The organism is Pseudomonas sp. NPDC087804 (genome assembly GCF_044742965.1).
GTDB classification, from domain to species: Bacteria; Pseudomonadota; Gammaproteobacteria; order Pseudomonadales; family Pseudomonadaceae; genus Aquipseudomonas; species Aquipseudomonas rustica.
Genome location: NZ_JBIUVN010000054.1, coordinates 3,327 through 5,080, shown reverse-complemented (window position 1 = coordinate 5,080; position 1,754 = coordinate 3,327). Strand labels below are relative to the sequence as shown.

Sequence of the window (1,754 nt, the reverse complement as noted above, 5' to 3'; positions counted from 1 at the left end):
TCGAGTAGTCAAATTGCTTGGGTGTTATATGGTCAAGCCTCACGGGCAATTAGTATTGGTTAGCTCAACGCCTCACAGCGCTTACACACCCAACCTATCAACGTCGTAGTCTTCGACGGCCCTTCAGGGAACTCAAGGTTCCAGTGAGATCTCATCTTGAGGCTAGTTTCCCGCTTAGATGCTTTCAGCGGTTATCTATTCCGAACATAGCTACCCGGCAATGCCACTGGCGTGACAACCGGAACACCAGAGGTTCGTCCACTCCGGTCCTCTCGTACTAGGAGCAGCCCCTCTCAAATCTCAAACGTCCACGGCAGATAGGGACCGAACTGTCTCACGACGTTCTAAACCCAGCTCGCGTACCACTTTAAATGGCGAACAGCCATACCCTTGGGACCGGCTTCAGCCCCAGGATGTGATGAGCCGACATCGAGGTGCCAAACACCGCCGTCGATATGAACTCTTGGGCGGTATCAGCCTGTTATCCCCGGAGTACCTTTTATCCGTTGAGCGATGGCCCTTCCATACAGAACCACCGGATCACTAAGACCTACTTTCGTACCTGCTCGACGTGTCTGTCTCGCAGTCAAGCGCGCTTTTGCCTTTATACTCTACGACCGATTTCCGACCGGTCTGAGCGCACCTTCGTACTCCTCCGTTACTCTTTAGGAGGAGACCGCCCCAGTCAAACTACCCACCATACACTGTCCTCGATCCGGATAACGGACCTGAGTTAGAACCTCAAAGTTGCCAGGGTGGTATTTCAAGGTTGGCTCCACGCGAACTGGCGTCCACGCTTCAAAGCCTCCCACCTATCCTACACAAGCAAATTCAAAGTCCAGTGCAAAGCTATAGTAAAGGTTCACGGGGTCTTTCCGTCTAGCCGCGGATACACTGCATCTTCACAGCGATTTCAATTTCACTGAGTCTCGGGTGGAGACAGCGCCGCCATCGTTACGCCATTCGTGCAGGTCGGAACTTACCCGACAAGGAATTTCGCTACCTTAGGACCGTTATAGTTACGGCCGCCGTTTACCGGGGCTTCGATCAAGAGCTTCGCGTTAGCTAACCCCATCAATTAACCTTCCGGCACCGGGCAGGCGTCACACCCTATACGTCCACTTTCGTGTTTGCAGAGTGCTGTGTTTTTAATAAACAGTCGCAGCGGCCTGGTATCTTCGACCGGCATGAGCTTACGGAGCAAGTCCTTCACCCTCACCGGCGCACCTTCTCCCGAAGTTACGGTGCCATTTTGCCTAGTTCCTTCACCCGAGTTCTCTCAAGCGCCTTGGTATTCTCTACCCAACCACCTGTGTCGGTTTGGGGTACGGTTCCTGGTTACCTGAAGCTTAGAAGCTTTTCTTGGAAGCATGGCATCAACCACTTCGTGTTCTAAAAGAACACTCGTCATCAGCTCTCGGCCTTAAGATCCCGGATTTACCTAAGATCTCAGCCTACCACCTTAAACTTGGACAACCAACGCCAAGCTGGCCTAGCCTTCTCCGTCCCTCCATCGCAATAACCAGAAGTACAGGAATATTAACCTGTTTTCCATCGACTACGCTTTTCAGCCTCGCCTTAGGGACCGACTAACCCTGCGTCGATTAACGTTGCGCAGGAAACCTTGGTCTTTCGGCGTGGGTGTTTTTCACACCCATTGTCGTTACTCATGTCAGCATTCGCACTTCTGATACCTCCAGCAAGCTTCTCAACTCACCTTCACAGGCTTACAGAACGCTCCTCTACCGCATCAC

At 52.3% G+C, this 1,754-nt stretch carries 1 rRNA gene (only partly in view); it reads right to left on the bottom strand.

Annotated elements, in window-relative coordinates:
• Positions 1 to 28: 28 nt before the first annotated feature.
• Positions 29 to 1,754: ribosomal RNA gene (locus tag ACIOMO_RS27630) — 23S ribosomal RNA — on the bottom strand (it continues 1,260 nt past the right edge of the window).